Source organism: Chryseobacterium mucoviscidosis, assembly GCF_002177115.1.
Lineage (GTDB): Bacteria > Bacteroidota > Bacteroidia > Flavobacteriales > Weeksellaceae > Chryseobacterium > Chryseobacterium mucoviscidosis.
Window position 1 is genome coordinate 1 of sequence record NZ_MVAG01000154.1, and the last position, 3,043, is coordinate 3,043.

A 3,043-nucleotide genomic window follows, 5' to 3' on the forward strand; every position below is an offset into this window, starting at 1 on the left:
CATTCCTAGCCCCGATAGAAACGGATACCCCGCAGCGGGATTGGGAAAAGTGAGGGCACTAACCCGAGAAGCAGAGGCGAGGAGTAAGAGTGGATAGCGGGATAAAGCTCCTGAAAAGATATTTCGAATATTAAAGACGTTTTATCTAAAGTAGCGGATAATTTTTCTTTCTATAATTTGAGAATTTTCTTTAATTCAATTATTTTTATTCTTGAAAAGTAAAATAGACTAAATCTCTTAAGGCCTTTTGATTTATGTCGTAAATTTATGATATGAAAGAGCATATTGTAAGAGGTTTTAGGTTTAATACTTATCAGGAACCGGAACGATCTGTATTTGACCGATTGCTGGAAATTTTTACGGATTTACTGACGCATACTTCAGGTGATTTTGATGAAGCAATTGACTGGCTTCGGATGTTGGATGAAGAATACCAATTAACCACTCCTGAATATACAATAGATGACTTTATTGAAGATCTTAAGAAGAAAGGATATATTCGGGAAGAGATTAATCCAGATGGAAATGGGAATGGAGTTACCTTAAGTGCGAAAATGGAACAGAATATCCGTAAACAGGCACTTAAACAAATATTCGGAAATCTTGAAAAGAGCGGAAACGGAAATCATAAAACGAATAAAAGCGGAGCAGGTGAAGACTTAACCGGAGAATTCAGAAATTATAATTTCGGAGATGCTGTGGAAAAAATTTCAATGACGGAGAGTCTAAAGAATGCACAAATCAATAACGGGATCGGAGATTTTTATCTTACGGAAAATGATCTGATTGTTGAAGATAGCATACATCAGTCTCAAATGAGCACTGTTTTAATGATCGACATCAGCCACAGTATGATTCTTTACGGCGAAGACCGCATTACTCCGGCTAAAAAAGTAGCGATGGCACTTGCTGAATTAATCACAACGCGTTATCCGAAAGATACTATAGATATTATTGTTTTTGGGGATGATGCGTGGCCGGTAAAGATTCAGGAACTTCCTTACCTGCAGGTTGGTCCTTATCATACGAATACTGTTGCAGGACTACAGTTAGCAATGGATATTTTGCGCAGAAAAAGAAATACCAACAAACAAATTTTTATGATTACCGACGGAAAGCCAAGCTGTGTGCGTGAACCGGACGGTACTTATTATATGAATTCTTACGGACTGGATGAATATGTAGTTCAGAAATGTTACAATATGGCAGCTCAGGCAAGAAGGCTCCATATCCCAATTACTACTTTTATGATTGCGCAGGATTCTTATTTGCAGCATTTCGTGAGCGAATTTACAGAAGCCAATCAGGGAAAAGCATTTTATACAGGTCTTAATGGTTTAGGAAACATGATTTTTGAAGATTATGAATCCAATCGTAAAAGAAGAATCCGTTAAAATTATTACTCAATAAAAATTATCAATTAGATTTAAATACAATGACTGCAAAGCCAGAAATAAAAACGCTTGGTGCGTTAAAAGCATCAGGTTATACATCAAAACATATTAAAGAAGAATTACGGGATAATTTAAAAACTAAAATCCGAAATAGAGAATCTGTATTTGAGGGAATTTTCGGATACGAAAACACAGTAATTCCTCAATTGGAGCATGCCATTCTCAGTAAGCATAACATCAATTTATTAGGATTGCGAGGTCAGGCTAAAACAAGACTGGCAAGAATGATGACAAGCTTATTGGATGAATGGATTCCTTATGTGGACGGAAGCGAGATTAATGATGATCCTTTTAATCCGATTTCCCGGTTTGCAAAAGAATTAATTGAAAAAGAAGGCGATAGCACACCCATTGAATGGCTTCACCGAGATGAAAGATTTTTTGAAAAACTTGCCACTCCGGATGTTACCGTTGCCGATCTTATTGGTGATGTAGATCCGATAAAAGCTGCCAATCTTAAATTATCTTATGCAGACGATCGTGTGATCCATTTTGGAATGATTCCGAGAGCCAACCGCTGTATTTTTGTAATTAACGAGTTGCCTGATCTACAGGCAAGAATTCAGGTTTCCCTGTTTAATATTTTACAGGAAGGCGATGTTCAGATTCGTGGATTTAAAGTGAGAATGCCTTTGGATATTCAGTTTGTCTTTACTGCCAATCCGGAAGATTATACCAACAGAGGAAGCATCGTTACTCCTCTGAAAGACCGTATCGGGTCGCAGATTTTAACGCACTATCCTGAAAATATTCATATTGCGAAAGAAATTACAAAATATGAATCCAGTCTGGACAGCCGCCAGAAAAACGGAGTGTATGTTCCGGCTTTAGCCCATGATCTTCTGGAACAGATTGGTTTTGAAGCCCGTGAGAGCGAATATGTAGATGCAAAAAGTGGTGTCAGTGCACGTATGAGCATCACCGCTTTCGAAAATTTGTTGAGTACGGCAGAACGTAGGGCTTTGTTGGCTGGCGAAGAAAAAACTTCGGTGAGGCTGAGCGATTTTGTTGGCGTTATTCCTGCGATTACCGGAAAGGTAGAACTGGTTTATGAAGGAGAGCAGGAAGGAGCAGAATCTGTGGCACAACTTTTAATAGATAATGCGGTAAAAACTCTGTTTACCACGTATTTCCCCAAAATAGAAAAACTGGAGAAAAAGAATGTAGACGGACCATTCAGCCAGATCACCGACTGGTTTTTACAGGATGACGGGTTTTTAGAAATTACCGACGAATCTCCGGATGAAGTCTACGCGAAAAACCTAAATCGAATTACTCCGCTTGATGAAATCATTGAAAAATACCAACCCGATACCCAACCCGAAGATTTTCTGTTTTTAAAAGAATTTATTCTTTGGGGATTGGCTGTGAATAAAAAACTGAATAAAGAAAGATTCAGAACGGGAGTTTTCTTTTCATAGAATCTGTTTTATGAGGAGCTATTTCCCGCTTTCCGCACTCGCTATTTTATAGTTTCGGCGGCGGGGCCCCCCCCCCCCCCACGAAAAAAATAGGGGGACACAAATGAGTGGGGGGGGGGGGGGGGTGGTAGTGTGCGAATTTAAAATATTGGACTAACAGACCTTATA

General features: G+C 38.8%; 2 protein-coding genes. Both read left to right on the forward strand.

The genetic code is table 11. The features are described 5' to 3' along the window. The first annotated feature begins 272 nt into the window (after positions 1 to 272). On the forward strand, positions 273 to 1,394 hold the full coding sequence (locus tag B0E34_RS19155) for a vWA domain-containing protein (protein WP_087712087.1): 1,122 nt from the start codon (positions 273 to 275) through the stop codon (positions 1,392 to 1,394). Between the two features lie 41 nt (positions 1,395 to 1,435). Continuing rightward, complete coding sequence (locus tag B0E34_RS19160) at positions 1,436 to 2,875, forward strand: AAA family ATPase (RefSeq protein ID WP_087712089.1); 1,440 nt, start codon at positions 1,436 to 1,438, stop codon at positions 2,873 to 2,875. Positions 2,876 to 3,043: the final 168 nt, after the last annotated feature.

Coding starts and splice junctions, on each gene's coding strand:
- B0E34_RS19155 (WP_087712087.1), top strand. CDS start 273: ATGAAAGAGCATATTGTAAGAGGTTTTAGGTTTAATACTTATCAGGAA.
- B0E34_RS19160 (WP_087712089.1), top strand. CDS start 1,436: ATGACTGCAAAGCCAGAAATAAAAACGCTTGGTGCGTTAAAAGCATCA.